Below are 25,890 nucleotides of genomic sequence, written 5' to 3'. Positions count from 1 at the left end.
GGCCCGACCCTAGCCGCGAAGGGGATAGTCTGCCAACCGCTCATATCGCGCGCCGTCCGTGCGCAGGTCAGACCGATACAGTGACAGGGTATCAAGCGTGACAGTCGGAAAACGGATCGCGCCGTGGGTTTCCAGCGCGCGGCCCAGTGCCAACATATCGTCGCCACTGGGGGTTTGGGGCATGCGCGCCAGCGTCACGTGCCCGCGGAACCGCCGATGCGGCAGTGTGATCCCGGCCCGGCGAATGGCTTGTTTGATTTGTTTGTGCAGCGCATCCACGCCGCCCGCCTTGATCGCAAGAACGGATGGCACCGCCCCGCCCAAAGTGGTCAGTCCGGCAAGATCGACGATTGCAGGCGGGGCGCGCAAGACATCCAACTCAGCGTTCAGGTCTTCAAGCGCTTCGATGGGCTGCTCGTCCAGAAAAGCCAGTGTCAGGTGGATGTTTTCCTCGGGCAGCGGGCGGCCAACCCTAAGTCGCCCAGCGAACCCGGAGATCTGCTCGGCCAGAAGCTCGGGCAAAGGAAGGGCCAGAAAGCAGCGCATTCAGGGTTGCGTCTGGTCGTTAGCCGCTCGCACTTGCATCCGCGCAAAAAGGCGAAGCGCGTGTGCTGAATCATTTGCGGATGCAGGTAGCACCGGGTCATAGGCCGCCGAGATCAACCCGGCGATCTCTGGACGTAAAATGGTCTGGCCATCCGGCAACAGCGCCAGCGGGCTTTTGGTCGAAAACGCCCCTTCACCCCACAGCAGGATCGCTTGCACAGCTTGGGTCAGCGCCAGCGTCTCGGCCGGCTGAGCAGCCATCGCGCCTTGCATGCAGACAAAGGTGAAACAGGCTTGAATGGCGTTGTCTTTGTCGAACCGGAAGGCCCGGTATTGGGTGGCGCTTTCCGCTTTCAGCCGGGCCACCAGCGGCTCCAGTCCGGGGATCATCTCGCCCAGTTTTGGCACCTCCGGCAACTCGTCCCAGTCACGGAAGAAAAACACCATCAGGTTCGCGCCAAGTTCCGGGTCAGTCTCGGCCATCTTGTGACCGGCCAGCGTCACCACCGCCTCGATCGCGCCTTTGACGACCTCAAGCGTGGCGTCTTCGACTCCGAACACAACCGGCACGATGGGCCGGCCCCAGCGGGCGAAGGTGAAGTCACCATTTGAGCGGGTGAAATGCGCGGTCACGTCTTCGGGGGTCATAAGGGGGGCGGTCATCTGGCGTCTCCTGATCTGCGGGGTGATGTCCCGCAAATGGACGCGCGTTTCAAGGGCTAACCTTCGAAAAGCTGTCCTTGTCCCGCACCGCGCGGTTGAGAAACGGGGGCAGTCAGTCCGAGGTGTCGCCACGCGATTTGGCCCAGCATACGGCCGCGCGGGGTGCGTTGGATCAAGCCTTGTTGCAGCAGGAACGGCTCGATCACTTCTTCCAGCGCATCGCGGCTTTCAGACAGAGCGGCAGACAGGGTTTCGATGCCCACCGGGCCGCCGCCGTAGTGCTCGGCCATCAATCCCAAATAGCGCCGGTCGGCCCCATCAAGGCCAAGGTGATCTACGCCCAACCGCGTGAGCGCGTTGTCGGCAAGGTCACGCGTGATGCGCCCGTCGCCTTCAACCACGGCGAAATCAACGACGCGGCGCAACAGCCGCCCCGCGATCCGAGGTGTGCCACGGGCGCGTTTCGCGATCTCGCGCGCGCCATCTGTTTCCGCCGGGGCGCCCAGCTTGATTGCATTTTTTGTGACAATCTCGTGCAGTTCATCGACCGAATAGAATTGCAGCCGCACAGGAATACCGAAGCGATCGCGCAGCGGCGTGGTCAGAAGTCCCAGCCGGGTCGTGGCACCGACCAGTGTGAAGGGTTGCAACTCGATCCGCACGGTACGCGCGGCGGGGCCCTCGCCGATCACCAGATCCAGTTCGAAATCCTCCAGCGCGGGATAGAGCACTTCCTCGACCACCGGATTGAGCCTGTGAATTTCGTCAATGAACAAGACGTCATTGGCTTCCAGATTGGTCAGGATCGCGGCCAGATCGCCGGCCTTGGCCAACACGGGGCCAGAGGTCATGCGGAAGTTCACGCCCAACTCGCGCGCCATGATTTGCGCCAGCGTGGTCTTGCCCAGACCGGGCGGGCCGTGGAACAGCACATGGTCCATCGCCTCGTTACGCTTGCGTGCGCTTTCGATGAAGATACGAAGATTGGAACGCGCCTCGGCCTGCCCGATGAAATCACCCAGCGTCTGTGGGCGCAGGGCGCGGTTCACGTCTTCGGTATCTTCGGGGCGCGGCGCGGGGCGCAACGTCGGGTCCGGAGCGTTCAGGGGGTCAGAGGCGGTCATGGGTTCTTTCTAGCCCCCTACCCTTTGGGCGCAAGAAGTTTCAGCGCGGCGCGGATCAGGCCGGACGTGTCGAGCGTCGCATCCTCGCCCAAGGCCTGTGCCACGGCAGATGCCGCTTCGCCCGGCGCGTAGCCAAGGTTGGTCAGGGCCGACAGCGCCTCGGATTGCGCGGCGGCATTGCCGGTGGGCATGGGCGCAGCGACGGTCGCAGAGGGTGTTGTTGGTTCGATCACCGCGTCATCCTGCGCGGCAGCAGCACTTGTGGCGGTCGATGCCTGACCCGACAGCGCCATGACAGACGCCGCCTTGTCTTTCAGCTCCAACACCACGCGCTGCGCGGTTTTCGGGCCAAGACCCTTGGCGGCTTTCACAGCGTTCCAGTCGCCCAGCGCAATCGCGCGACTGACCCCATCGGCGCCAAGCGTGCCAAGGATTGCCATCGAGGCCTTCGCGCCAATACCCTGCACGCTCATAAGCAACCGATGCCATTCTTTTTCAACCAGCGTCGTGAAGCCGAACAGTTGCAGATTGTCCTCGCGCACCAAAAGCTCGGTATAGAGCGCGACCGCCTCGCCCGGTCCGGGCAGGCTGGCCATGGTGCGGTCCGAGACATAGACCAGATAGCCCACGCCGCGCACGTCGATCAGAACATGATCATCGGCACGGTAATCAAGACGTCCTGCGATTTTACCAATCATGCTGTGGCTTTCTTCAACGCGGCTTCCAGACGCCCGGCACTCTGCGCGTGAAACGCATGGCAGATCGCGATGGCCAGCGCATCGGCGGCATCCGCACCTTTGATCTGAACGCCGGGCAATTGCATTTTCACCATATGCTCGACCTGTTTCTTATCGGCATGGCCCACGCCCACCACGGCCTTCTTCACCGCGTTGGGTGCATATTCCCCGATGGGAAGCCCCGCCTTGGCAGGCACCAGCAAAGCGATGCCGCGTGCTTGCCCCAGCTTCAGGGTGGCGACGGCGTCCTTGTTCACGAAAGTCTGTTCGACTGCCGCAGTTTCGGGGGCGAATTGCGCCAGCACGTCAGTCAGTTGGTCGTAAAGAGACAACAGTCGCGCGGCCAGTTCACCGGTTCGCGAATGACAGATCCCGTTGGCCACATGCGACATGCGTGTGCCGTCGGTGTCGATCACGCCCCAACCAAGGTTCCTTAGCCCCGGGTCAATGCCAATAACACGCATGTTGCACCCTGCCCTGTCTGCTCTGCCCGGCCGCTGGCGCATGATGCGCGGCGGCCTTGTTGAAAACCGGACTAGCACGAAACAAGAACACGCGCCAGAAAGATTTGCGCTGCCCTGTGATTCTCTGACATCTGAAACAGAGTGCCAAACTTGATGCCTTATTGTCACAGCGCATCATCTGCACAAAGAAATACGGCCGCCAGTTTTACCTATTTCGGCCTGTTTTCGACATCACCTATTCCAAATGCGACCCGTTGCAAAAATTGCATGAGAGTCATGCAATTTAGGGCCTTGCTGCCCCCGAACTTCGGCCCTACATGCCGGAAAGAACAAATGCTTACCGCAGTAAACTTACTTACCGAGAAGGACATGAAAATGGCTGCTTTCGAAACGACATATATCCCTGTGAACGGTGCGTCCTTCGGGGAACGTCTGTCCAGCGCAATTCGTGGCTTTGTTGCCGCGATCACCGCATGGAACGACGAGCGCATGACTCGCATCGCTCTGTCGAAGCTGAGTGACCGGGAACTTGATGATATCGGCCTGTGCCGCGCAGATATCAGTGCGCTCTAAGAAACACCGAAACGGATTAACCCGCGCGGCAAAGCGCGGGTTCTGATCACCGTATTCACCCCGTCCGGCACCACCGGGCGGGGTTATCTTTTGGGTTGCTTATTCCAGCGACAACGCCACGAAACGCGGGTTGTCGTCGCGACGCACCAGAAGAAGCACCGATTTGCGGCCTCCGTCCTTGGCGGCTGTCAGGCGCGCTTCAAGGTCTTTGATGGACCCAACGGCCTCTTGCCCGGCTTCGGCCACAACATCGCCTGCACGAATACCCTTTTCAAAGGCCTCGCTGTCTTCGTCGATATCCAGCACAACCAGACCTTCGGCGGTGGGCTTCAAGCCAAGCTCTTCGCGCCGCGTGTCGTCAAGTTCGCTGAGCGACATGCCAAGGACCTTGCCTTCTGCGGGTGCTTCCGGTGCGTCTTCGCTTGGTGCCTCGCCCGGTGCCGAGCTGGCATCTTCGCGACGGCCCAACGTGATTTTCAACGTCTCGGTCTGACCATCGCGCAAGATCAGCACACGCACAGCTTTGCCGACCGGCGCATTACCAACTATACGTACCAACTCGCGCGTATCAGTGACTTCGGTGCCGTCAAAGGACAAGATAATGTCATTGGGCAGAATGCCCGCGTCCTTGGCTGGACCATCCGGCACGTCAGTGATCAACGCGCCATTAGTGCTTTCCAGACCCAAAGCTTCAGCAATATCGTCGGTGATGTCCTGAATGCGCACGCCAAGCCAGCCGCGGCGGGTTTCGCCGAATTCTTTCAGCTGGTCCACAACACGTTTCACCACAGCCGACGACATCGCGAAACCGATCCCGATCGAGCCGCCATTGGGGCTGAGGATCGCCGTGTTCACGCCAACAACCTCGGCATCCATGTTAAATAGCGGCCCGCCTGAGTTGCCCCGGTTGATCGCCGCGTCGGTCTGGATGTAGTCGTCATAGGCACCGGACAATTCGCGGTTGCGTTGCGACACGATCCCGGCAGACACCGAAAAGCCCTGCCCCAACGGATTGCCAACCGCCATCACCCAATCGCCAACACGCATGATGTCGCTATCGCCAAACTTCACGAAGGCCAGTGGCTTGTCGCTTTCCACCTTCAAAAGGGCAATGTCGGTGTTGGGATCGGTGCCGATGACTTTGGCGGGCAGTTCGCCCGCACCGTTGAAGAATTCAATCAGGATCTCATCCGCGCCTTCGATGACGTGATTGTTGGTCACGATGAACCCATCTTCCGAAATCACAAAGCCTGACCCAAGCGCTTGACTGCGTCGCTGGCGTTGCTGGTTGCCGTTGCCATCTGGCCCACCGGGCTGATTGCGTTCGAGGAAGTCGCGGAAGAAATCCTCGAACGGGCTGCCTTCGGGGATCATCGGCTGGTTGCCGGTCCGCTGGGCGACGATGGTCGATGTTGTGATGTTCACCACTGCCGGACTGACCTGTTCGGCCAGATCGGCAAAGCTGTTCGGGGCGCCGCGCGCCTCGGCCCGAAGCCCTGTTGCAAGGACCACAGCCAGCGCCATGATTAACCCGACAAAAGCGCGCATGCCCCGCATCTGAACATGGTCTGGGGAAATAGCCTGCACTTTCACACCTCTCTCCTTTCAAGAAACAGTTTCGAGCCTCTGCCCGATTAACAATAGTCTCTAGATAGGAACGAAAAAGCGCAACGCAAAGTTCCTGAACATTATTCACCGGCATGTGAACGTCTGTAATGCGGTGTTATGCTTGTCAGGTCGCGCGCGGCCTAGCCAAAGCTCGCCCGCCGCCGCGCTGTTCCTTAAGCCTATCCGTAAATCGCGCGGGCTTGCGAGAACGACAAAAGCTGTTTGCGCTGAGCGTCCCACAGATGCAGCCGTGCGCAGGATAGGCTTTGCGGGATGGTCATCCGGTTGGCTTGGGCCAGTTCGGTATGGTCGCGAAGCACCTCGGTCAGCCGATAGAACGGGATGCGACTGTAAAGATGATGCACATGGTGAATGCCGATATTGGCGCTGAACCATTGCAAAATCGGCGGCATGACATAATGCGAGCTGCCCTCAAGCGCAGCGTCGTGAAGCTGCCAGTCTTCTTCGGTGCTCCAATGCGTGTCTTCGAATTGGTGCTGCACATAGAAGAGCCACATGCCAGCCGTTGCGGCCAGAATGGTCGTGGGCAGGAAAATCAGGAAAACCGCCGCAAAACCGCCGAAATACCAGATCACAGCCAGACCGACGACGATCGCCAGATTGGTGCCCATCGCGCTGATCCAATACCGGGCGCTGTCCATCAGGCCGAACGGCAGGCGGTTTTGCAGCAGGAAAAGATAGCTTGGCGCAAACCCAAACAGGACGACCGGATTACGATAGACCCGGTATTTTAGACGTTCGAACCGGGACAAGTCGTTATATTCGTCAACTGTCAGGGTCATGATGTCGCCAATGCCACGCTTGCCCAGATTGCCAGCCGCGCTGTGGTGTATCGAATGAGTGCGCCGCCAGACGGCATATGGTGTCAGGGTCAGAACCCCAAGGACGCGCCCGACCCAGTCGCTAAGCGCACGTTGTTTGAAAAACGCGCCGTGGCCGCAGTCATGCTGAATGGTGAACAGGCGCAACAAAAACAATGCGTTGACGATCGAAATTGCCAGCGTCAACCAAAGGCTGACCGACATCGACAGCCACGCCAATACCCACAAGACAATGAACGGGCCAATGCTGACACCAAGTTCAAATGCGCTGCGCCACTGGTTGGGTTCGCGATAGGTTGCTAAGGTCTTTACCCAGTCTTTCGCTGATTTTGCGTTATGGGTTGTTGGCGGAAAGTCTGGTGTATGATTCATGGGCCTGCTTTTTCAATAACTCGGGCACGGATATACGACCTGCCCCACATATCAAGTAAATTATGCGAAATGGCCAATCTGACACAAACCGCCCAAGCTGTAACAATTGGCGCTCTAAGTCTGCGACAACCACACGAGCATAACACCCAATGCCAGCGCCACGAGGCCAATCACGCGCCTTTGATCGCGCGGCATCTCGGCCATAAACTGCACCAGATCGTCCAGACGCGAAGGGGCCAGTGCGAACACCAGCCCCTCAATCACGAGCACAAGCCCGATCCCCAAAAGGATCACAGACATCAGCGGCCCGTATCCGATTTCAGATAATCAAAGAATTCGCTGTCGGGCGAAATGACCATCGAAGAATTGGAGCCGCCCAACGAGCTTTCATAGGCTTCAAGCGAGCGCAGGAAGGCATAGAATTCCGGATCGCGACCCAATGCATCGGCCAGAATACCGTTGCGGCGGGCGTCCGCCTGACCTCTGATGATCTGGGCCTGCTTGCGGGCCTCGGACACGGTTTCAACCACGGTCCGGTCTGCGGTGGCCCGCAAACGTTGGGCGGCTTCATTACCGCGCGCGATTTCATCTGCGGCGAGACGCTGACGTTCGGCACGCATCCGCTCAAAGGTCGCTTCAAGGTTTTGCTTGGGCAGATCGGCACGTTTGATCCGCACGTCAATGATCTCAACACCCAACGATGCCGCTTGTATGCGCGCTTGGTCGCGAATCTGGTTCATCAATAGAACCCGGTCAGCGGACAGAACCGCGCCCGAATCCACTTTACCCAGAACCTCTCGCAACTCGGCATTCAAGATACGTTCCAGACGGGGTGTAGCACCTGCGATCGAGCTTGCACCGACCGCACGGCGGAACTGTTTGGGATCCGCGATGCGCCAGCGCGCAAAGGCGTCCACTTCAAGCCGGCGGCTGTCTGCGGGTGTCACCTCAAGCTTGCTGGTTTCCAAGGGCAGGATTCGGTCGTCATATTTGACGATCTCATGCAGCACGGGGATTTTGAAATACAGGCCGGGATCAGAAATCTCTGCCTGAACCTCACCGAACCACAGGCGCAGCGCCTTCTCGCGTTCATCCACGATGTAGATCGTCTGCAAAGCGCCGAACACCAGCGCAACCAGAACGAAAAGGACGATTTGAGTGCGTTTCATTAGTTCGACCCTCCGTCGGTTTGCGCGGGTTTGCGCGTCAGTTCATTCAGCGGCAGATAAGGCACAACGCCACCTTCACCACCGACGCCATCGTCAATGATCACCTTGTCCACGTTTCGCAAAACTTTCTCGATGGTTTCGAGATAAAGCCGTTTGCGCGTGATGTCAGGTGCCTTGGCGAATTCGTCATAGACAGCGATAAAGCGCGCGGCCTCACCATCGGCTTCGTTCACGACGCGTGCGCGGTAGCCTTCGGCTTGCTCCATCAACTGGGCAGCTGCACCACGAGCTTCGGCAACCACGCGGTTTGCATAAGCATCCGCCTGCTTCTGCAACGTATCGCGGGTCTGTTCAGCGGCCTGCACTTCGCGGAAGCTGTCGATAACATCCTCGGGCGGGTCGGCACGGTCAAAGTTAACCCGCACGATGTTCACGCCCGATTGATAGCCGTCCAGCGTTGACTGGATCAGGCTTTCAAGGTCTTGCGCAATGACACCACGATCCGAGGTCAGGATGGGGGCCAGACGCGAGCGGGCGATAATCTCGCGCATCGCTGATTCTGATACTGCCCGAATGGTGTCTTCCGGACCCGCCATGTTGAACACGAACTTTTCGACATCCGAGATGTTCCAGACAACCTGATAGTCGATGTCGACGATGTTTTCGTCGCCCGTCAGCATCAAACCTTCATTGTTGCCGTCACCGATGTTGATGACGTTTTCGCGTGTCACCGGATAAATTTCTTTGGTGACAACAGGCCAGGGTGCGAAATTCAGACCCTCCTGCCCAACGCCGTAACGTTCGCCGAACAGAAGCTCGACCGATTGTTCTGACGTGTCCACACGGTAGAAACTTGCAAAAACCCAGACGGCCACCGCCACAAGGGCAACGATTAGAATAGAGCCACGCCCCAAACTGGGGCCTTCGCCGCCACCGCCTGCGCCGCCGCCGCGACGTTTGTCGCCCCGGCCACCCATAAGCACGCGCAGCTGTTCCTGGCCCTTTTTCATAAGCTCATCAATCTCGGGCATTTGCGATGGTTCTTTACCGCCACGGTTGCCCCCACCGTTCGAGGGGGGACGCCCGTCCGAGCCGCCACGGTTTCCACCGCCGCCCCATGGGCCGCCATTATCACTGGCCATCTGGTCCTATTCCTTCCACGTAAATGGTTTCGAGCTATACCTGACCCTTTAAGGCGCAGATTTCAAGGCAAAGGGGACGCGATGCACCCCCTTTTGAGTTGAATTTCCTGTGCTTTCGCATCGCGACCTTGGTCTGGGCCTTAATCGCTGCGGGTGGGCGTCTTCATCAGAACGATTTCTTCCGACATGGTCGGGTGCACCGCGACGGTCCGGTCGAAATCCTGTTTGGTCGCGCCCATCTTCACAGCAATTGCGGCAAGTTGGATCATCTCACCCGCGCCGTCGCCGACGATATGACATCCCACAACCTTCTGAGTTTTCTGGCTGACGATCAGCTTGAACAACACCCGTTCATTCACCCCGATGAAGCTTTTCTGCATGGGACGGAACGCCGCACAATAAACGTCGATCTTCTCGGACTTGCGCGCGTCTTCCTCGGACAGTCCAATGGTGCCGTACTCTGGCTGCGTGAACACTGCTGAGGCGACGTTTTCATGGTCGGGTTTGGTGGGGTTGCCGTTAAAGACCGTTTCGACAAAGGCCATGCCTTCGCGGATCGCGACCGGCGTCAGGTTGATCCGGTTCGTCACATCCCCCACCGCATAGATCGAAGGAACCGAGGTCTGGCTGTAGTCGTCCACCGCAACCGCGCCTGAGCGGCCAAGCTTAACGCCCACCTCTTCCAGCCCAAGGCCATCGGCGTTTGGAACGCGTCCCGTGGCGAACAGAACTTGGTCGAACATCTCTTCGCGCCCGTCTGTGCCTTTGACCCATATCGCGCCGTCTCGACGTTCCATACGTTCGACTTCCAGCCCCACATGCAGGTCGACACCGCGTTCGCGAATGTGCTCGGCCAAGAAGCCACGCACCTCGTCGTCAAAACCGCGCAGGATTTGCGCGCCGCGATACCACTGTGCCACGTTGGACCCCAACCCGTTGAAGATGCAGGCGAACTCGCAGGCGATATATCCACCGCCGACGATCAGGATGCGTTTGGGAAATTCGTCAAGGTTAAAGACCTCGTTTGAGGTGATGCCAAGCTCCTCTGCGCCGGGTGTGTCAGGCAAGAAGGGGCGGCCACCGGTGGCAATAAGAATGTGCTTTGCGGTGAAGCTTTCACCGGTCGACAGCTCGACCGTGTGGGCGTCTTTCACTGTTGCACGTGCATTGAAAATATCCGCGCCAGAATTGCCAAGGTTGCGGGTGTAGATGGCCTCTAGCCGGTCGAGTTCGGCGTGCAGAGCGGGGCGGAAGGTGCCCGCCCAGTCAAATTCGCCGCGCGCGTTGCCTTGCCAGCCATAGGCGCGCGCATCGCCAGAAGCCGGGCCAAATTGCGACGCAAAGACCATGAGCTTCTTGGGCACACAGCCCCGGATCACGCAGGTTCCACCCATCCGAAATTCTTCGGCCAGTCCGACCTTAGCACCACCTTCGGCTGCCAGCCGACCCGCACGCACGCCGCCCGATCCGCCACCGATTACGAAGAGGTCATAGTCAAATCCGCTCATATCCATCCGCCTTTTCTGCCCATGGGACCGAACCCCGGGGCGCAATTCATCGTCCGCTGGAAGCTATGAGTTTCCCCAGAGGTTTTCCAGTGCCTGCGATGTCACATGGTTCACGATTGCGCGCGCCAGATACGGGCGCAGTTTGGATCAAATATCGGCGAAGATATTGCCGCTGTCGGCAAACTCGATCCGTTCTTCTTCGTGGGTGCCTTCGTTGATGTCGATCACCTCGACCCGGCCATCGCCGTGGCCGATCACGACCGCATCGCAGATGTCGATGAACAACCCGTTTTCCACGACGCCCGGCACTTGATTAAGCACCATCGACAGCTTGCGCGGATCGTTGATGCGTTTCAGATGCAGGTCGATAATGTGGTTGCCCTCGTCCGTCACAAACGGCACCCCGCCACTTTCGCGCAGGATCGCGTCGGCGCCCAGAACGTCCATCGCGCCCAGCAATTCCTCGACCAGCCCTTTGGTGGTTTGAAGGCCGAACGGAATCACTTCGATCGGCAGCGGAAATGCCCCCAGCATATCAACGGCTTTGGTTGGATCGGCGATCACCACCATACGGTCTGACGCCGTGGCGACGACCTTTTCTTGCAAATGCGCACCACCGCCGCCTTTGATCAGGCACAGGTCAGGGTCATATTCATCGGTACCATCAATGGTCAGATCCAGCCACTTGGCGTCATCCAGCGTCGTCACCTCAATCCCCACCTGACGCGCCAGTTCGGCGGTGCGGGTGCTGGTTGGCACGCCGGTAATCTTCAGCCCCTCGGTGCGGACCCGTTCGCCCAGGCAACGCACCATCCAGGCGGCGGTTGATCCGGTGCCCAACCCCACGCGCATGCCATCCTCGACATACTGGACCGCGCGTTTGGCGGCGACGAATTTGGCGGTGTCGATGGGTGAGAGTTCTCCGGACATGGCAGCGATTCCCCTTGTGGCGCATGTTGTGAGTCCAGCGTGTTATAAAACGCATCAGACAAGGTGGCGAGGGGCTAACGCCGCGCGTCGCTGAATTTCGCGCACGCGGCGCTTGGGTGGACAATCCTGACCGCTTCGCCCAAAGCTGGCGCAACGAAAGACCCGCAAGGATCGCGAAGATCAATGAGCAGATATTTTTATATCGCCTTGGGTTGGGGCGCGGTGGCTTTGGGGCTGTTAGGTGTCATCCTGCCGGTCCTGCCCACCACACCTTTCCTGCTGGTCGCGGCGTTCGCTTTTGGTAAAGGCAGTCCCAAAGCGCGCGCATGGTTGATTGACCACGCCCATTTCGGCCCCGCCATTCAGGATTGGGAAGAGCGCGGCGCGATTTCACGACGGGCGAAAACGCTGGCCGTGTCGATGATGTCGCTGGTTTTCATCGTGTCCTTGATCCTTGGCGCGCCGGTCTGGGTCTTGCTGGCACAGGGCATTTTGATGGGCGCTGGGGCCGCATTTGTGTTGACCCGGCCGGACTGACCCAAAAAGCGTCGTTTTCGCGCGGACATTACGGCCGGGAATGATAACTGTAGTCCGAACAACTTACTGCGCGAGGTCATCATGTTCCTGTCCGTTTTCGACATGTTCAAAGTTGGGGTAGGCCCCAGTTCGTCCCACACGATGGGGCCGATGGTGGCTGCTGGGCGCTTCCTTGATCACCTGCGCGCGCAGCCTTTCAAGGTTGTCGGCCTTCAGGCTTCGCTGCATGGATCGCTGGCGTTCACCGGGGTCGGCCACGCGACCGACCGCGCAACCATCCTTGGTCTGGCCGGGTTCCTGCCCGAAAGCTACGACCATACCAAAGCCGAGGCCACATTGGCCGAGATCGCGCGCACCGGCACCGTTAACCCCGAAGGGCTGGGGCCGCTTGCCTTTGCTCCGAAAACCGACCTGATCTTCAACTACGAAACACCCCTGCCCGGCCATGCCAATGGGATGCAGTTGATGGCCACGGACGCGCAAGGCGACGTGGTGGTGCGCGAAACATATTATTCCATCGGTGGCGGCTTTGTGGTGACCGAAGCTGAACAAGCCAGCGAAGCTGTGCTGGATGCGCGTGACGCAAAAATCCACCCCTACCCGTTCGATTCGGCCGTACAGATGCTTGAGATGGCCAAGACCTCCGGCAAATCCATCGCCGAAATGAAGCGCGCCAATGAGTTGGAACATAGAAGCCCGAACGAGCTGGCAGAAGGGTTGGACCGGATTTGGGAGGTGATGAACAACTGCATCGACCGTGGCCTGTCCCAGGACGGCATTCTGCCGGGCGGCCTTTTGGTGCGCCGCCGTGCGATGGCGATCCACAACAGCCTGATGGCCGAACAGGGGATGAACCTGTCCGCCCCGCACATCATCAACGATTGGATGAGCGTCTATGCGATGGCGGTGAACGAAGAAAACGCCGCCGGGGGGCAAGTCGTGACCAGCCCGACCAATGGCGCGGCGGGCGTGCTGCCAGCGGTGGTGCGCTATTGGTTGCACCACGTGCCCGGCGCGGCTCCATCACGGGTTCACGAATTTCTGCTGACCGCCGCCGCGATTGGCGGGATCGTCAAACACAACGCTTCGATCTCGGGGGCCGAAGCCGGCTGTCAGGCCGAGGTTGGATCGGCCAGCGCCATGGCCGCCGCCGGGCTGTGTGCCGTCATGGGCGGCACCCCTATGCAGATCGAAAACGCCGCCGAGATCGCACTGGAACACCACTTGGGCCTGACTTGCGACCCGGTGCGCGGGCTGGTGCAGGTGCCGTGCATCGAACGCAATGGGTTGGGCGCGATCAAGGCCGTGTCTGCCGCGTCACTGGCGCTGCGCGGAGATGGAACGCATCTTGTTCCGCTGGACGCCTGCATCAAGACGATGTTCGAGACCGGACAGGATATGTCGGAAAAGTATAAGGAGACGTCTTTGGGTGGTTTGGCCGTGAACGTGCCAAACTGCTAAGCTTTGGGCGGGGTCAAAGCCGCAATGGCATCGGTTAAATGCGCGCGGGGAAGGATCACCAACAGCCCCGGTCCGTCCACCTTTATGTTGACGTTCGGGGCATTCGTTTCATTCGATGTGCCGATCATACCCCAAGGCGACATTTCCAGATCCTCAACCGGCCAGACCAACCCGGTTGCGCGCACATTCACCCTCGCCATTGGAAACAGTGAAAACCGTGTGCCAACCGGCAACGCCATCTTGAGTTCGCCGTTCAAATGGAAGCAGATGTCGACCTCGCCCACCAAGATGACGCGCTTTTCAGGCATGCGTACCAGCGTGTTGTAGCACGCCAATTCATGGTCCAGCCGTTTTCCCATGAACCCAACACCCAGCACTACCGGCGCGTCGATCAGATCTAGCGTCTTGTGAAAATCGGTGCGATTCTGGTCCGGCGTCTCGACAAAGCGATCCGCGCCGATTGTTTCACGCGCATGGGCAGAAACAGAATCCATATCGCCCGCAACCGCCACTGGAACATGCCCCAATTCCAGCGCCTGATCCGCCCCGCCATCGGCGGCGACAAGCTCTGGCGCAAGGTCCACGCACTGTGAAAGAATATCGGGATTCACCGCACCTCCGCCCAACAAGGTCACATTGTAGGAAAATTGACGAAAATATCTCATTATGGACACAATTGTCTCCCAATCTGCCTTTAAGAACGGATTTGTCCGGAAAAATACCGTGATTTTTTAGCGGTTTTGTTTAAGTTCCCGGAACCATGTACAGTCTGTATACCTGTGCAGTTTCGGAGGAGAAAGTGAGTTATCCATGGTGAGTAACAGCAAAATCCTCACTGTTTCCTATGGCACCTTTTCGTGCACGCTTGAAGGATTCGACGAGCCATTTGGGACAATGAAATCCATTGCGGAGTATTTCCGTGATCTGGCGGCAGATGACCGTTATTTTGGCGCTGAACCCCCAACCCCCGATGCCGAAGTCCTGCACCGAATCGCCGAACGCGAAGTGCAAAAACGGGTCGAGGCGCGTGTGGAAGAGGATGGCGTGGTTCTGCGTCAGGAAGACTCTGCCCTGACGGCTGTGACCAAAACCGGCGCAACGCTGGTGGCGGGAAACGCGCTTTTGGAAGACGACACGGCCGATCAGCCAGCCGACGAGATTGAAGAAGAGAAGACAGCCGAGATCGCAGAGCCCGAATCGGCCCCTGCTGAAGACGCCCCTGCTGCAGAAGTCGCAGCCGAAGCCCCAGTTGAAGCCGCTGTCCAAGCCGAGAAAACCGAAGCAGACGTCGCAGCAGTCGTGACTGACGATGTCGAGGTAGAAAGCGCACAAGAAAAACTGGACCGGATTCGTGCGGCCGCAGACGTCACCGACTTGGACAGTTTTTCTGACGACCCGGATACCGAGCCGTTCTATGAAACAGGCAATGGCGAAACAGACTTGGCGGCAGCAGAAAGCCACGACGCTGAGGTTGCTGAGGTTATTGTTCAACCTGATGAGGTGCCAACCGACGATCAGCAGGACCAGCCAGAGGTCGCTCTGGCTGATGAAGACCCCGGTGCCACTGATGTAGTCGACGCCGAGCAGGAAGAAGACAATACTAAGGGCGGCCCGCTGCTTCTGTCAGCTGACGACAGTGTAAAGGCAGAAACCGACGGTGACGTTGACGCGATCTTGTCGCAGTTGAACGCGCAGGACGGTAAAACCGACGCCGCCGCCAGCTTTGATGACAACTATGATGATGAAGACGCCACCGGCGGCACATTGGAAGACGGCGTCACCAACCTGCTGGAAAACACCTTCGACGACGAAGCCGGCCCCACCCTGACACCGGTCAATCGTGTTGTGCGCGTCAAGCGGATGCGCCGCGACGACGGCACCGAAGAACTATCCGTCACTCCGAAAATTGTGGAAGACGCGACCATTCTGGACGCGGAAACCGCCGACACAACGGACTCTGACGAAGGCGACGCAGACGGCGACGATCATTCGACGCTGACGCTGATGAACATGATCGACCATGAGGTTAAGACCGAAGCCCGTCGCGAACGTCGCGATCAGGTGTTTGACCAAGGTGGTGCTGATCAAAGCGACGAGACTTTGAATCGTATCCTGGCGGAAACCAATGACAAGATGGACAGCCAAGAGGTCTCGCGCCGTCGCAACTCGATCGAGCATCTGAAGGCGGCGGTTCAGGCCAAGCGCGCGGATGAAGACGCCGGTGAAATTGACACTGACGAGCACGAAGAAGACCCCTATCGCGAAGATTTGGCCCGCGCCGTACGCCCCAAGCGCCCCGAGAACACCGAGGCCAAAGGCAGTTCGCTTCGGATGGCACCGCTGGTTCTGGTTTCAGAGCAGCGCGTTGATAGCGCTGATGACGACGATGACGCTGGTGACGACGCAGATGTTGAAACCAAGTCGAACAAGGCCGTGCGCATCGTGCGCCCGCGCCGTGTCAGCCGCAAACCCGGCAGCAAAGCTGAAACGGTTGCTGGACAGACCCAGATTGATGGGGCGAATGCAAGCGGTCCTGCCGTATCCGCCGATCCGTCGCAGGATGGCTTTGCGGCTTATGTGAACGGTGCGGATGCCTCGGATATGAACGGCCTGATGGAGGCTGCGGCCACCTATGCGACCAAAGTGCAGGGTCTGCCGCAATTCAGCCGTCCGCATGTGTTGCGGCTGGTGGTTGGCCTGAATGTGAATGGCGGCATATCGCGCGAAGAAGCCTTGCGCGCCTTCGGTCGTTTGCTGCGTGCAGGTCGCATCAGCAAAATCGCACCGGGCCGCTATGCCTTGGCAGAAGGCGACGAATCTGATGAAAGCGGTCGCCAAACGGCTTAAGTCTTTCTTAGAAGAAAACGAAAAAACACGGCCTCTTTCTGGCCGTGTTTTTTATGTCTGTAGCTTCGAAGCTATCGTCCTGTGCGTCTTGCCTCCAACCCTACTTCTTCTTGTTCGGGTCTACCGGGTCATGCGGATAGCTGTCGGGGTCCGCGTCCGGGTCAGGTTTCCCGACCCCCAGAAACACTTTGCGCAGCGGGATCATCCACAGGAACCCGAGTACAATATAGACCAGCAATTCCAGCAGGATCGGTGGGCGCTCAAATAGGTTGACCACCGATACAGCGACGATGATGTAAAGCGGCAGCCCCACCAGTAAAACCAGCAAAGACAATCGCTTACGTGCTTTGTATCCCAATGCCATTTACCCGCGCCCGATCAATCGGCAAACGGGTCGGTGACAAGAATCGTATCGTCCCGTTCGGGGCTGGTGGACAAAAGAGCGACCGGGCAGTCGATCAGTTCCTCCACCCGTTTCACGTATTTGATCGCGTTGGCAGGCAGATCATTCCAGCTGCGCGCGCCTTCGGTCGTTTCTGACCAGCCGGGCATTTCTTCATAGATCGGCGTGCAGCGTGCCTGTTGATCGGAGGCGGTGGGCAGATAATCCATCCGCTTGCCGTCCAGCTCATATCCCACGCAGATTTTCAGCGTCTCAAACCCGTCCAGAACGTCGAGCTTGGTCAGCGAAATTCCCGAGACACCCGAGGTGGCGCAGGTTTGGCGCACAAGGGCCGCGTCGAACCAACCACAGCGGCGCTTGCGCCCGGTCGTGGTGCCAAATTCATGGCCGCGTTCGCCAAGGCGTTGGCCGTCCGCGTCGTCAAGTTCGGTCGGGAACGGGCCTTCACCCACGCGGGTCGTATAGGCCTTCACGATGCCCAACACGTAGTCGATCGAGCCAGGGCCAAGGCCCACGCCCGTCGCCGCCTGCCCGGCGATCACGTTGGACGAGGTCACAAAGGGATAGGTGCCGAAGTCAATGTCCAGAAGCGCGCCTTGCGCCCCTTCAAACAGAATCCGCTTGCCCGCCTTGCGTTTCTCGTTGAGCACTTTCCAGACCGGCGCGGCGAAGCGCAGGATCTTCGGTGCCACCTCTTTCAACAGTGCAATCAGCGCGTCGCGGTCGATCGCTTCGATCCCCAGACCTTTGCGCAGCGGGTCGTGATGCTGAAGCGCACGGTCGACGCGGGCCTCAAGCGTTGCGTGGTCAGCCAGATCGGCCACACGGATCGCACGGCGACCGACCTTGTCTTCATAGCAGGGGCCGATACCGCGCCCGGTGGTGCCGATCTTGGTGCCCTTGCTGGCCGCCTCTTCACGTGCGCGATCCAATTCACCGTGGAACGGCAGGATCAGCGGCGTGTTTTCGGCAATCATCAGCGTCTCGGGCGAGATGACGACACCTTGCTTGGTGATCGTCTCAATCTCGTTCAACAGGTGCCAGGGGTCCAGCACGACCCCATTGCCAATCACCGACAGCTTGCCGCCGCGCACCACGCCGGATGGCAGGGCGTGCAGCTTGTAAACCTCGCCTTCCACAACGAGCGTGTGGCCCGCATTGTGGCCGCCCTGAAAGCGCGCGATCACATCGGCACGTTCGCTGAGCCAGTCAACGATCTTGCCTTTTCCTTCATCGCCCCACTGGGCGCCTACGACGACAACATTGGCCATGGTCTTTTTCCTATCACAAAGAAAACCCGCACTGGTCATAGCTGCACATGACGCGGCTTGAAACCCGTAATCCGCATGTGGACGACAATCGCGCACCACAATTGCACATTGGGCGCCCAGCGCTTCTTGCACCCCTTCCGCTTTTCCCCTACATAGCCCCGCAGATCGAACGAACCTCCAGCCACGGAAGCGTCCCTTATGGAAAACGTCATCCTCGTCATTCACCTGATCCTGGCCCTTGGCCTGATCGGGATCGTGCTTTTGCAACGGTCAGAGGGCGGCGGCCTGGGCATCGGTGGCGGCGGTGGTGGTGGTGGCGTCATGTCATCACGCGGGGCCGCAACGGCATTGGGCAAATTGACCTGGGTCTTTGCGATTGCCTTTCTTGGCACCTCGATCACGCTGACGGTTATTGCGGCGAAGAATTCGGCTGACAGCTCGGTTATCGACACGCTGGGCATTGAAGCCCCGGCGGCTGAGGGCGACGCGCCCGCCCTGCCGGACGTGACAGATATGCTTCCGCCGACCAGCGCAGATGACAGCCTGACCCCGCCCCGCGCGGACTAAAGCGTTTCGCGAAAAACTTGCGAACAGGTTTGGCGCGAAACGATCAAAACTTCCTGATGTTGTGAACGTTTCGAGACCAAGTTGTGTCACAACTTAATCTCGAAACGCGTTAATACCCACAATACCTTGAGGAGGGGCAGATTATCCGCCCCATCATCTTGCGATCTTGTTGCGCGGGGCATCGGAATCGGTTATCTCTTTAACCCCGTGGAAAGCGGATTCGCTTGAGCCATTTTTATGGCCATTTGCAGAGTTCGAGAGCCAATAATCAAAGGCGCATTTGCGCCGACTTCACGGGGGCAGCCTGACGCATGGCACGTTACATTTTCATCACCGGTGGTGTTGTTTCTTCTTTGGGCAAAGGGCTGACTGCCGCTGCCCTCGGTGCGCTGTTGCAGGCGCGTGGGTATTCAGTGCGGATGCGCAAACTTGACCCCTATCTGAACGTCGACCCCGGCACGATGAGCCCGTTTGAACATGGCGAAGTGTTTGTTACCGATGACGGTGCAGAAACCGATCTGGATCTTGGCCATTACGAGCGTTTCACCGGGGTAGCGGCGCGCAACACGGACTCGGTCAGTTCAGGCCGGATTTACACAACCGTTTTGGAAAAAGAACGGCGCGGCGACTATCTGGGTAAAACCATCCAGGTGATCCCGCATGTCACCAACGAAATCAAAGATTTCATTGAAATCGGCGATGACGAGGTCGATTTTATGCTGTGTGAAATCGGCGGCACGGTCGGCGATATCGAGGCCCTGCCCTTCTTTGAAGCCATCCGCCAATTCAGTCAGGAACGCCCGCGCGGCCAATGTATCTTTATGCACCTGACGCTGTTGCCCTTCCTTGCAGCATCGGGCGAGTTGAAGACGAAACCCACCCAGCACTCGGTAAAAGAACTCCGCTCGATCGGCATCGCGCCGGATGTGCTGGTCTGCCGCGCCGAACACAACATCCCGGAAAAAGAGCGCGCCAAGATCGCGCTGTTTTGTAACGTCCGCCTTGACGCTGTGATCCCGGCCTATGACCTGAAGTCGATCTATGAGGCCCCGATGGCGTTTCACCATGTCGGTCTGGATCAGGCCGTGCTGGATGCGTTCCAGATCGCCCCCGCCCCCAAACCCGACCTGCGTCGCTGGGAAGATGTCGAAGACCGCATTCACAACGCCGAAGGCGAAGTGCGCGTCGCGGTCGTTGGCAAATACACGCAGCTAGAGGATGCCTATAAGTCGATCAAAGAGGCTTTGATGCATGGCGGCATGGCAAACCGGGTTCGAGTGAAGCTGGAATGGGTGGACGCCGAGCTGTTTGAGGAGGAAGACCCCGCCCCCTATCTGGCTGGTTTCCACGCCATCCTAGTGCCCGGCGGCTTTGGCGAACGCGGCACAGAAGGCAAGATCAAGGCCGCACAATTCGCCCGCGAACGCAAAATCCCCTATCTGGGCATTTGTCTTGGGATGCAAATGGCGGTGGTTGAAGCCGCGCGCAATGTGGCCGGGATCAAGGATGCTGGGTCCGAAGAATTCGATCATGAATCCGGTGAAAATCGTTTCACGCCAGTTGTTTATCACCTGAAGGAATGGGTGCAGGGCAATTACCGGGTGAAACGCGATGTGTCCGACGACAAGGGTGGCACGATGCGACTGGGTGCCTATACCGCGACGCTGGCGGAAGGCTCAAAGGTGGCGGAGGTCTATGGCACGACCACCATCGAAGAACGCCACCGTCACCGCTATGAGGTCGACACCAAATACCGCGAACAGTTGGAAGAGTGCGGTTTGCACTTCTCGGGCATGTCACCCGATGGCCGCCTGCCTGAAATCGTCGAATGGAAGGACCACCCGTGGTTCATCGGCGTGCAGTTCCACCCTGAACTGAAGTCAAAACCGTTCGACCCGGCCCCCCTGTTCGCCGACTTCGTGCGCGCCGCGAAAGAGGTCGAGCGTCTGGTATGATCCGGGCGTTGGCCACCCTCTTGGTCTGCATCGCCACACCCCTTCTGGGCGGAGAAATTACATCAGTCGACTACAGCGATCTCGCCGGGCACTTGCCGGGTCTTGTCGATTTTGAAGACTTTGCAACGCTGCCGGAGCCCGGACAGATCGTGCAGGGCCTGCTCACCTTTCCCGGTTTGACCATCGGTGCACAGCTACATGGGCAAAGCTTACGCGCTGTTGACGGGTTTGATGTGCTTGACGGCCAACTCAGCCTACCAGCCCGCGCCAGCATGGGCGGAAAACACGCCGCAATTGCGGTCGCCTATCACGCAGGATTCGGCTCCAACGCCGCTTTCCCGCTTGGGCCTGATGGGTTTGAGAAACGCTCTGGGCGGGGTGAAGGCGCGTTGGCGCTGGTGTTTGAAGGCGGGACCTCGGCCTTCGCAATCAAGTTGCACGCCGATTATGCCGACCCTTTGGGCACGCGCCCCGCACCGGGGACAGTGACGCTAACGTTTTACGATCCCACCGGTGCAAGGATCGCGCAGCATGACCTGCATCCAGCCCACGGCGTGAACGAGATCGGACTGTTGATCACCCCGCCAGCCAAGGCGGTCACGCTGACCCATCACGACCCCGGCGGAATTGCCGTTGACGATATCCGCTATTCACTGGACAGTTTGGGCAGTTGAATTTGAACGAGGTTGTCATGCCCAAAGGTTACTGGATCGGACGGGTCGACGTCAGCGACGACGCCGCTTATCAGAAATACATCGCCGCCAATGCTGCGCCGTTCGCCACGTTCGGCGCGCGATTTTTGGTACGCGGCGGTGCATTTGACGCGCGCGAAGGCACCAGCCGCACGCGCAATGTCGTGATCGAATTTCCAAGCCTTGAAGCCGCCCAAACCTGTTATGACAGCGATGAATACCAAGCGGCGAAGGCGTTCCGCGAACCTGCTGCGATCTGCGATTTGATCATTATCGGTGGATATGACGGCTAAGTGATCGCTCGTAAGTCCTCTGACTCCTGACATTTTCTTAAAACGCACGTAGATATCCCTGATGATCCGAGCTCTTTTGACCAAACTGACGCAACCTGATCCCGCCCCGCTGGGGGACGATGACGCGCGTCTTGCGATCACCGCCATCCTGGTGCGGCTTGCCCGTTCAGACCACGCTTATGGCGCGAGTGAAATCGACGAGATCACCCGCATTCTGTCCAAACGCTATGGGTTGACGCCCGACGCCGCGGTCGCCCTTTTGCACGAGGCGGAAGAGGTCGAGGCCGCCGCGCCCGACACTGTGCGCTTTACCAATGCGGTCAAAGACGGCGTCCGACTTGATGACCGCATCGCGGTGATCGAAGCCGCTTGGTCTGTCGTGCTGGCCGACGGCGTGCGCACGGCGGAAGAGGACGCATTGATGCGGATGATCCCGCGTTTTCTGGGCATCACGGACCTTCAAAGCAACGAAGCACGCCTGCGCGCGGCCAAGGCCATGAACGGTGGCGCTGGCTGATTCAATAGCTTGGTTATCGCCCTCTGCGCCGCGATGGGAGCGCCCGTGAATCCGGAGACAAGCGCCGCTGATACCAGCCCGCGGGCGTCGCCATCCTCGGCTTCCACTCATGCGCGCGGGCAGCACTTAGCACTGCGCAATATGACCGCTGAACCGCCGATCCGCCCAGATTTACGCAACTTCCCCGCCTTTTCGCCGTTGCATTTCAGGTAAATATGCGCCCTACTCCGTTGTCACACCATTTGTTTCACCACTAGGTTCATACGTGCCACTAGACAAAGCTGCCCAAAGCCCCACCACAGCAACGCCCGTCATCGAAATCCGCGATCTCCATAAAAGTTATGGGGCGCTTGAGGTTTTGAAAGGCGTCGATCTGGTGGCCGAACGTGGGCACGTCGTGTCGCTGATCGGGTCTTCGGGGTCGGGCAAGTCAACACTGCTGCGTTGCGCGAACTTGCTTGAAGACAGCCAGCAGGGGGACGTGATTTTTGAAGGCGAGCCGATTACATGGCGCGGCCATGCGTTGCATCGCCACCCGTCCGACCGCGCACAGGTCACCCGTATTCGCACCAACCTTTCGATGGTATTTCAACAGTTTAACCTCTGGTCCCATATGACCATCCTGCAAAACGTGATGGAAGCGCCGGTCACGGTGCTGGGTCGCGACAAGGCGGAAGTCGAAGAAAAGGCCCGCGCCTATCTGGCGAAAGTTGGCATTGGCGACAAATGCGATGTCTGGCCCGCACAACTGTCCGGTGGGCAGCAACAACGCGCCGCCATTGCGCGCGCGTTGTGCATGGAGCCCAAAGCGCTGTTGTTTGACGAGCCGACTTCGGCGCTTGATCCGGAGCTGGAACAAGAGGTGGTCAAGGTCATTAAGGATTTGGCGTCAGAGGGGCGCACCATGGTAATCGTCACCCACGATATGCGCTTGGCGGCTGACGTATCCGATCATACCATTTTTCTACATCAGGGTCTTATTGAAGAAGAAGGCCCCCCCGAAACGCTGTTCGGGTCGCCAAAAAGCGAGCGACTTCAACAGTTCCTGTCGGCCACCCAACCGGGCTGACTTGCATAATCAAACAATCAACCAACACTCAAAGGGAGTTAACTAATGAAAAAGCTGATCCTTTCGACCGCAGCGCTTGCGGTCACGGCAGGCTTCGCGATGGCCGACAACCACGGCAAGACCGTGCGTCTGGGCACCGAAGGCGCCTATGCTCCGTGGAACTTTGTCAACGACGCCGGCGAGATTGACGGCTTCGAGCGCGAATTGGGCGACGAGCTTTGCAAACGCGCTGAAATGACCTGTGAATGGGTCAAAAACGAATGGGACTCGATCATCCCTAACCTCGTGTCGGGCAACTATGATGCCATCATCGCAGGCATGTCGATCACCGACGAACGTGACGAAGTGATTGACTTCACTCAGCCCTACACCCCGCCAGACCCCTCGGCTTACCTTGCCATGTCGACTGACGTTGACCCGGCATCGGCTGTTGTGGCCGCGCAGGCGACCACCATTCAAGCCGCGTTTGTGGCCCAACAGGGTTGGACCCTTGTCGAATTCCCGACCCCCGAAGAAACCGTAGCCGCTGTGAAAAGCGGCGAAGCTGATGCGGTTCTGGCCGACAAAAGCTTCCTTGATACGATGGTCGGCTCGGACGGGCTGGTGATGTTGGAGCGGATGGAAGCCATCGGCGGCGGCGTCGGCATGGGCTTTCGCGAAAGCGATGCGGACATGCGCGACATGTTCGACAAAGCCATCCAGTCCATGAAGGACGACGGCACGTTGAACGAGTTGATTGCCAAGTGGGAAGTCTCCTCGCAGTTTTAAACTGATCTTTTGGCCCGCGCTCAACTGCCGCGCGGGCCTTTTTTGCCACCCGAACTGACACCGTCCGTCCGGCGTGGCCTGATTTCCAACCGGTATCCGCAATGTTTTCCTACTGCACCGATCCGTCAACGCTTGAGGGCTTTAGCTGGCTCAGCTGCTACCTGACCACTGGGAAGCACATGGGCTTTTACGCGTCCTTCCTGACGGTGATTGTGCTGTTGTTGATCACCGCGCCGGTGGCGCTGATGTTCGGTTTTGCCGGTGCCGCCGCCGCGCGGTCACGGTTCTTGCCGCTGAGCCTGCTGGGCAAGACCTATACGGCGATTGTGCGCGGCGTGCCCGACATTGCGTTTTTTATGTTTTTCGTGATCGCTCTGGATCAGGCGTTTGAATATCTGCGCCACAAAGTTAAATGCCCCGATTGGTCCGAGCCGATCCGCCAAGGCAGCGACTTCGTGGTCTGCACACAGGCCAAACTGCCCCTGTCGACAAGCCCCCAGTGGATGCACGAGGCCTATGGCTTTTCGCTCGCGGTGCTGACCTTTGCCATCGTGTTCGGCGCGTTTGCGGCCAATGTGCTGTATGGCGCGATGCGGGCTGTGCCCCGTGCCCAGCTTGAAACCGCTGAAGCTTATGGCATGAACCAGCGCCAGACCTTTTGGCGCATCCTCGTGCCGCAGATGTGGATCTACGCCCTGCCCGGCCTGTCTAACCTGTGGATGATCCTCGTCAAAGCCACGCCGCTTTTGTTCCTTTTGGGGGTCGAGGATATCGTCTATTGGGCGAAGGAGCTTGGCGGGTTGAAGACCGCGAGGTTTACTGAATATCCGCATGGCAACTGGCACGCGATCTATTTCTTCGCGCTACTCGTGTTCTATCTGATGCTGACATCGATCAGCGAACGCGTGTTCAAACGCATCTCGCGCCGCCTGTCGCACGGTCAGGCCACCGCTGCTGGCGAAGCGCAACGAAAGGCTGCCCAATGAGTTGCCTTCAAACCGTTCAGGACTATGCGCTCCGGTCGCTCGGCATCGGCGAACGGCTGCTTCCGCGCGAGGATTTCACCCTGTGCGAACAGGTGACGTTGATCGGCTCGGGCATGATCTGGAACATCTATTTCGGCCTGATTGCCATTGTCTTTGGCTTTTTTGCGGCGACCGGTATGGCACTGGCCAAGAACAGCCAGAACGCGTGGCTGCGCAAGCCTGCTGAATTTTTTATCTACGTGTTTCGCGGATCGCCCCTGTTTATCCAGATGTTCTTTGCCTATGCGGTTTTCGTCGTGTTGAAGCAAAGCTTTCCGTTTTTTGCGCCGTTCACCTCGGCTTGGTTGGGTGCGACGCTGGTATTGTTCCTGAACACCACAGCCTACACCGCCGAAATCTTTTACGGCGCACTTCAGTCGATCCCGAAGGGCGATCTTGAGGCTGCGGACGCCTATGGCATAACCGGGCGCACGCGGTTCACGCGGATCGTCTGGCCGTCGATGCTGCGCCTGGCTTGGCCCGCCTATACGAACGAGGCTATCTTTCTGTTCCACGCCACCGCGCTGGTCTTCTTCTCGGGCTTTCCGGTGTGGGCGCAACGGGGCGACGCGCTATATTATGCAAGCTACTTTGCCGACAAAACCTTCAACCCGTTCATCCCTTATCCCATTCTGGCAGGTTTCTTCATCCTGTTGACGCTGGTGGTGATCACGATTTTCGGGACAATCGGGAAACGGCTGAACCGGCACTTGCCGCAAGCCGTCATCCGCAGACCCGGCTTCATGCGCACGATGATGCGGTAACGTTGTTCCACGGGCCGACGCCACCATCTATAAAAAAGCGACC

Annotated in this window: 28 protein-coding genes; 13 read left to right on the top strand and 15 right to left on the bottom strand. The window is 58.8% G+C overall.

The genetic code is table 11. From position 1 onward, the window contains the following. Positions 1–9: 9 nt before the first annotated feature. From thpR to ruvC, 5 genes are read right to left on the bottom strand one after another with little or no spacing between them, the layout of a single operon-like run. On the bottom strand, positions 10–546 hold the full coding sequence (thpR, locus tag MUY35_RS13535) for an RNA 2',3'-cyclic phosphodiesterase (RefSeq protein ID WP_248369460.1): 537 nt from the start codon (positions 544–546) through the stop codon (positions 10–12). Next, on the bottom strand, positions 547–1,209 hold the full coding sequence (locus MUY35_RS13530) for a hypothetical protein (RefSeq protein WP_248369458.1): 663 nt from the start codon (positions 1,207–1,209) through the stop codon (positions 547–549). A gap of 56 nt (positions 1,210–1,265) precedes the next feature. After that, positions 1,266–2,315 (bottom strand): Holliday junction branch migration DNA helicase RuvB, encoded by a 1,050-nt coding sequence (gene ruvB / locus MUY35_RS13525; protein WP_248369545.1) that lies wholly within the window; start codon positions 2,313–2,315, stop codon positions 1,266–1,268. Positions 2,316–2,350: 35 nt separating this feature from the next. Further along, positions 2,351–3,031, bottom strand: a complete 681-nt coding sequence (ruvA, locus tag MUY35_RS13520) for a Holliday junction branch migration protein RuvA (protein WP_248369456.1) — start codon at positions 3,029–3,031, stop codon at positions 2,351–2,353. Further along, a complete protein-coding gene (gene ruvC, locus MUY35_RS13515; RefSeq protein WP_248369454.1) occupies positions 3,028–3,534 on the bottom strand; it encodes a crossover junction endodeoxyribonuclease RuvC in 507 nt (168 codons plus the stop codon). The genes ruvA and ruvC overlap by 4 nt, the downstream gene beginning before the upstream one ends. A gap of 375 nt (positions 3,535–3,909) precedes the next feature. On the opposite strand from ruvC, the gene MUY35_RS13510 reads away from it, so the two are divergent. Next, positions 3,910–4,107 carry a DUF1127 domain-containing protein gene (locus tag MUY35_RS13510; RefSeq protein ID WP_248369452.1) on the top strand — a complete coding sequence of 66 codons (198 nt, stop codon included), beginning with the start codon at positions 3,910–3,912 and terminating at the stop codon, positions 4,105–4,107. 99 nt (positions 4,108–4,206) lie between these two features. Here MUY35_RS13510 and MUY35_RS13505 read toward each other — a convergent pair whose 3' ends face one another. From MUY35_RS13505 to rpiA, 7 genes are all read right to left on the bottom strand, one after another. Then, entirely contained in the window at positions 4,207–5,664 is a 1,458-nt protein-coding gene (locus MUY35_RS13505; protein ID WP_248369543.1) for a Do family serine endopeptidase, read from the bottom strand. Between the two features lie 230 nt (positions 5,665–5,894). Next, entirely contained in the window at positions 5,895–6,929 is a 1,035-nt protein-coding gene (locus tag MUY35_RS13500; protein WP_248369450.1) for a fatty acid desaturase, read from the bottom strand. A gap of 114 nt (positions 6,930–7,043) precedes the next feature. Continuing rightward, positions 7,044–7,229 (bottom strand): DUF2065 domain-containing protein, encoded by a 186-nt coding sequence (locus MUY35_RS13495; protein ID WP_248369448.1) that lies wholly within the window; start codon positions 7,227–7,229, stop codon positions 7,044–7,046. Then, entirely contained in the window at positions 7,229–8,098 is an 870-nt protein-coding gene (locus MUY35_RS13490) for a protease modulator HflC (RefSeq protein ID WP_248369445.1), read from the bottom strand. Before MUY35_RS13490 ends, MUY35_RS13495 begins: the two co-directional genes overlap by 1 nt. Continuing rightward, a complete protein-coding gene (gene hflK, locus MUY35_RS13485; RefSeq protein WP_248369443.1) occupies positions 8,098–9,240 on the bottom strand; it encodes an FtsH protease activity modulator HflK in 1,143 nt (380 codons plus the stop codon). Before hflK ends, MUY35_RS13490 begins: the two co-directional genes overlap by 1 nt. A gap of 140 nt (positions 9,241–9,380) precedes the next feature. Then, positions 9,381–10,748, bottom strand: a complete 1,368-nt coding sequence (gor, locus tag MUY35_RS13480; RefSeq protein WP_248369439.1) for a glutathione-disulfide reductase — start codon at positions 10,746–10,748, stop codon at positions 9,381–9,383. A gap of 147 nt (positions 10,749–10,895) precedes the next feature. Next, on the bottom strand, positions 10,896–11,678 hold the full coding sequence (gene rpiA / locus MUY35_RS13475) for a ribose-5-phosphate isomerase RpiA (protein WP_248369437.1): 783 nt from the start codon (positions 11,676–11,678) through the stop codon (positions 10,896–10,898). Between the two features lie 183 nt (positions 11,679–11,861). Between rpiA and MUY35_RS13470 the strand changes: the two genes are divergently transcribed. Continuing rightward, positions 11,862–12,215, top strand: coding sequence for a YbaN family protein (locus tag MUY35_RS13470; RefSeq protein WP_248369435.1), 354 nt, complete (start codon positions 11,862–11,864; stop codon positions 12,213–12,215). 81 nt (positions 12,216–12,296) lie between these two features. Then, a complete protein-coding gene (locus MUY35_RS13465; RefSeq protein WP_248369433.1) occupies positions 12,297–13,676 on the top strand; it encodes an L-serine ammonia-lyase in 1,380 nt (459 codons plus the stop codon). Here the strand turns inward: MUY35_RS13465 and MUY35_RS13460 are convergent. Beyond that, complete coding sequence (locus MUY35_RS13460; RefSeq protein ID WP_248369539.1) at positions 13,673–14,341, bottom strand: thiamine diphosphokinase; 669 nt, start codon at positions 14,339–14,341, stop codon at positions 13,673–13,675. The genes MUY35_RS13465 and MUY35_RS13460 overlap by 4 nt on opposite strands. 145 nt (positions 14,342–14,486) lie before the next feature. Here MUY35_RS13460 and MUY35_RS13455 point away from each other — a divergent pair, with 145 nt between their 5' ends. Continuing rightward, positions 14,487–16,523 carry a hypothetical protein gene (locus MUY35_RS13455; RefSeq protein WP_248369431.1) on the top strand — a complete coding sequence of 679 codons (2,037 nt, stop codon included), beginning with the start codon at positions 14,487–14,489 and terminating at the stop codon, positions 16,521–16,523. Positions 16,524–16,623: 100 nt separating this feature from the next. Here the strand turns inward: MUY35_RS13455 and MUY35_RS13450 are convergent, their stop codons facing one another. Then, positions 16,624–16,887 (bottom strand): DUF2842 domain-containing protein, encoded by a 264-nt coding sequence (locus MUY35_RS13450; RefSeq protein ID WP_248369429.1) that lies wholly within the window; start codon positions 16,885–16,887, stop codon positions 16,624–16,626. Between the two features lie 14 nt (positions 16,888–16,901). After that, positions 16,902–18,197, bottom strand: coding sequence for an adenylosuccinate synthase (locus MUY35_RS13445; RefSeq protein ID WP_248369427.1), 1,296 nt, complete (start codon positions 18,195–18,197; stop codon positions 16,902–16,904). A 198-nt stretch (positions 18,198–18,395) separates the two neighbouring features. On the opposite strand from MUY35_RS13445, the gene secG reads away from it, so the two are divergent. The 9 genes from secG to MUY35_RS13400 all read left to right on the top strand — a co-directional run bounded on the left by secG (position 18,396) and on the right by MUY35_RS13400 (position 25,847). Next, positions 18,396–18,764 (top strand): preprotein translocase subunit SecG, encoded by a 369-nt coding sequence (gene secG, locus MUY35_RS13440; RefSeq protein WP_248369426.1) that lies wholly within the window; start codon positions 18,396–18,398, stop codon positions 18,762–18,764. Positions 18,765–19,075: 311 nt separating this feature from the next. Next, positions 19,076–20,719, top strand: a complete 1,644-nt coding sequence (locus tag MUY35_RS13435; RefSeq protein ID WP_248369425.1) for a CTP synthase — start codon at positions 19,076–19,078, stop codon at positions 20,717–20,719. A gap of 8 nt (positions 20,720–20,727) precedes the next feature. Beyond that, on the top strand, positions 20,728–21,393 hold the full coding sequence (locus tag MUY35_RS13430; protein WP_248369423.1) for a hypothetical protein: 666 nt from the start codon (positions 20,728–20,730) through the stop codon (positions 21,391–21,393). Between the two features lie 17 nt (positions 21,394–21,410). Continuing rightward, the gene (locus MUY35_RS13425; protein ID WP_248369421.1) at positions 21,411–21,704 is read left to right on the top strand and encodes a DUF1330 domain-containing protein; all 294 of its coding nucleotides are present in this window, start codon (positions 21,411–21,413) and stop codon (positions 21,702–21,704) included. Between the two features lie 61 nt (positions 21,705–21,765). Continuing rightward, on the top strand, positions 21,766–22,221 hold the full coding sequence (locus tag MUY35_RS13420; RefSeq protein WP_248369419.1) for a TerB family tellurite resistance protein: 456 nt from the start codon (positions 21,766–21,768) through the stop codon (positions 22,219–22,221). Between the two features lie 265 nt (positions 22,222–22,486). Further along, positions 22,487–23,290 carry an amino acid ABC transporter ATP-binding protein gene (locus MUY35_RS13415; protein ID WP_248369417.1) on the top strand — a complete coding sequence of 268 codons (804 nt, stop codon included), beginning with the start codon at positions 22,487–22,489 and terminating at the stop codon, positions 23,288–23,290. Positions 23,291–23,335: 45 nt separating this feature from the next. Beyond that, positions 23,336–24,058, top strand: coding sequence for a transporter substrate-binding domain-containing protein (locus MUY35_RS13410; protein ID WP_248369415.1), 723 nt, complete (start codon positions 23,336–23,338; stop codon positions 24,056–24,058). Between the two features lie 101 nt (positions 24,059–24,159). Further along, positions 24,160–25,044 carry an ABC transporter permease subunit gene (locus MUY35_RS13405; RefSeq protein WP_248369413.1) on the top strand — a complete coding sequence of 295 codons (885 nt, stop codon included), beginning with the start codon at positions 24,160–24,162 and terminating at the stop codon, positions 25,042–25,044. Next, on the top strand, positions 25,041–25,847 hold the full coding sequence (locus tag MUY35_RS13400; RefSeq protein ID WP_248369411.1) for an ABC transporter permease subunit: 807 nt from the start codon (positions 25,041–25,043) through the stop codon (positions 25,845–25,847). The genes MUY35_RS13405 and MUY35_RS13400 overlap by 4 nt, the downstream gene beginning before the upstream one ends. Positions 25,848–25,890: the final 43 nt, after the last annotated feature.

Origin of the sequence: Aliiroseovarius sp. S1339 (assembly GCF_023195695.1) — a bacterium.
In the GTDB taxonomy this organism is placed as follows: domain Bacteria; phylum Pseudomonadota; class Alphaproteobacteria; order Rhodobacterales; family Rhodobacteraceae; genus Aliiroseovarius.
The sequence above is the reverse complement of the archived record's forward strand: the minus strand, read 5'-3'. Positions and strand labels throughout refer to the sequence as shown.

Excerpts from the sequence above, each read along its gene's own strand:
- thpR (WP_248369460.1), bottom strand. The coding sequence starts at position 546 with ATGCGCTGCTTTCTGGCCCTTCCTTTGCCCGAGCTTCTGGCCGAGCAG.
- MUY35_RS13530 (WP_248369458.1), bottom strand. The coding sequence starts at position 1,209 with ATGACCGCCCCCCTTATGACCCCCGAAGACGTGACCGCGCATTTCACC.
- ruvA (WP_248369456.1), bottom strand. The coding sequence starts at position 3,031 with ATGATTGGTAAAATCGCAGGACGTCTTGATTACCGTGCCGATGATCAT.
- ruvC (WP_248369454.1), bottom strand. The coding sequence starts at position 3,534 with ATGCGTGTTATTGGCATTGACCCGGGGCTAAGGAACCTTGGTTGGGGC.
- MUY35_RS13510 (WP_248369452.1), top strand. The coding sequence starts at position 3,910 with ATGGCTGCTTTCGAAACGACATATATCCCTGTGAACGGTGCGTCCTTC.
- MUY35_RS13505 (WP_248369543.1), bottom strand. The coding sequence starts at position 5,664 with ATGCGGGGCATGCGCGCTTTTGTCGGGTTAATCATGGCGCTGGCTGTG.
- MUY35_RS13500 (WP_248369450.1), bottom strand. The coding sequence starts at position 6,929 with ATGAATCATACACCAGACTTTCCGCCAACAACCCATAACGCAAAATCA.
- MUY35_RS13495 (WP_248369448.1), bottom strand. The coding sequence starts at position 7,229 with ATGTCTGTGATCCTTTTGGGGATCGGGCTTGTGCTCGTGATTGAGGGG.
- MUY35_RS13490 (WP_248369445.1), bottom strand. The coding sequence starts at position 8,098 with ATGAAACGCACTCAAATCGTCCTTTTCGTTCTGGTTGCGCTGGTGTTC.
- hflK (WP_248369443.1), bottom strand. The coding sequence starts at position 9,240 with ATGGCCAGTGATAATGGCGGCCCATGGGGCGGCGGTGGAAACCGTGGC.
- gor (WP_248369439.1), bottom strand. The coding sequence starts at position 10,748 with ATGAGCGGATTTGACTATGACCTCTTCGTAATCGGTGGCGGATCGGGC.
- rpiA (WP_248369437.1), bottom strand. The coding sequence starts at position 11,678 with ATGTCCGGAGAACTCTCACCCATCGACACCGCCAAATTCGTCGCCGCC.
- MUY35_RS13470 (WP_248369435.1), top strand. The coding sequence starts at position 11,862 with ATGAGCAGATATTTTTATATCGCCTTGGGTTGGGGCGCGGTGGCTTTG.
- MUY35_RS13465 (WP_248369433.1), top strand. The coding sequence starts at position 12,297 with ATGTTCCTGTCCGTTTTCGACATGTTCAAAGTTGGGGTAGGCCCCAGT.
- MUY35_RS13460 (WP_248369539.1), bottom strand. The coding sequence starts at position 14,341 with ATGAGATATTTTCGTCAATTTTCCTACAATGTGACCTTGTTGGGCGGA.
- MUY35_RS13455 (WP_248369431.1), top strand. The coding sequence starts at position 14,487 with ATGGTGAGTAACAGCAAAATCCTCACTGTTTCCTATGGCACCTTTTCG.
- MUY35_RS13450 (WP_248369429.1), bottom strand. The coding sequence starts at position 16,887 with ATGGCATTGGGATACAAAGCACGTAAGCGATTGTCTTTGCTGGTTTTA.
- MUY35_RS13445 (WP_248369427.1), bottom strand. The coding sequence starts at position 18,197 with ATGGCCAATGTTGTCGTCGTAGGCGCCCAGTGGGGCGATGAAGGAAAA.
- secG (WP_248369426.1), top strand. The coding sequence starts at position 18,396 with ATGGAAAACGTCATCCTCGTCATTCACCTGATCCTGGCCCTTGGCCTG.
- MUY35_RS13435 (WP_248369425.1), top strand. The coding sequence starts at position 19,076 with ATGGCACGTTACATTTTCATCACCGGTGGTGTTGTTTCTTCTTTGGGC.
- MUY35_RS13425 (WP_248369421.1), top strand. The coding sequence starts at position 21,411 with ATGCCCAAAGGTTACTGGATCGGACGGGTCGACGTCAGCGACGACGCC.
- MUY35_RS13420 (WP_248369419.1), top strand. The coding sequence starts at position 21,766 with ATGATCCGAGCTCTTTTGACCAAACTGACGCAACCTGATCCCGCCCCG.
- MUY35_RS13410 (WP_248369415.1), top strand. The coding sequence starts at position 23,336 with ATGAAAAAGCTGATCCTTTCGACCGCAGCGCTTGCGGTCACGGCAGGC.
- MUY35_RS13405 (WP_248369413.1), top strand. The coding sequence starts at position 24,160 with ATGTTTTCCTACTGCACCGATCCGTCAACGCTTGAGGGCTTTAGCTGG.
- MUY35_RS13400 (WP_248369411.1), top strand. The coding sequence starts at position 25,041 with ATGAGTTGCCTTCAAACCGTTCAGGACTATGCGCTCCGGTCGCTCGGC.